Genomic DNA, 527 nt, shown 5'->3' on the forward strand with positions numbered 1-527 from the left:
CAGCACCAGGGTGTTGGTGGCGCCGGGCAGGAAGCCCGAGTCAGTCAGGAAGTAAGTGAAGTTTTCCAGCCCGACGAACTGGTTTTCACCCGGGTAGAGCAAGTTGTAGCGAATCAGCGAAAAGTACAGGGTCATGCCCAGCGGCACGATCATCCACAGCAGCAACAGCGCCACCGAGGGGCTGACCAGAAACCAGCCGGGGTTGGCCAGGCGGCTTTTGCGAACCGGCTGGGGTATATCCATATGAGCTTTGAGCGTTGAAGTATTCATGGCGTTAGAACCGATTAAGAACAGACAAATGAAGATCAAACTGTGGGAGCGGGCTTGTGTGGCGAGGGGGTTTGCCCCCGTTGGGGCGCGAAGCACCCCTGAAACCAGTCACCGCGATCTTGAATTAATAAGCAGTGACCGGTTTTTACGACTGCTTCGCAGTCGAACGGGGCGATGCGGCGTTCCGACAAGCCCCCTCGCCACACAAGCCCGCTCCCACATTGGTTGCGGGGGTTACTTGGGGTAACTGGCGCGCT

At 57.9% G+C, this 527-nt stretch carries 1 pseudogene; it reads right to left on the minus strand.

The features are described 5' to 3' along the window. A pseudogene (locus tag F8N21_RS30365) lies at nucleotides 1–270 on the minus strand (sugar ABC transporter permease); the annotation flags it as partial. Nucleotides 271–527 lie beyond the last annotated feature (257 nt).

The sequence above is a fragment of the Pseudomonas fluorescens genome (assembly GCF_902497895.1).
Taxonomy (GTDB): Bacteria; Pseudomonadota; Gammaproteobacteria; order Pseudomonadales; family Pseudomonadaceae; genus Aquipseudomonas; species Aquipseudomonas fluorescens_BP.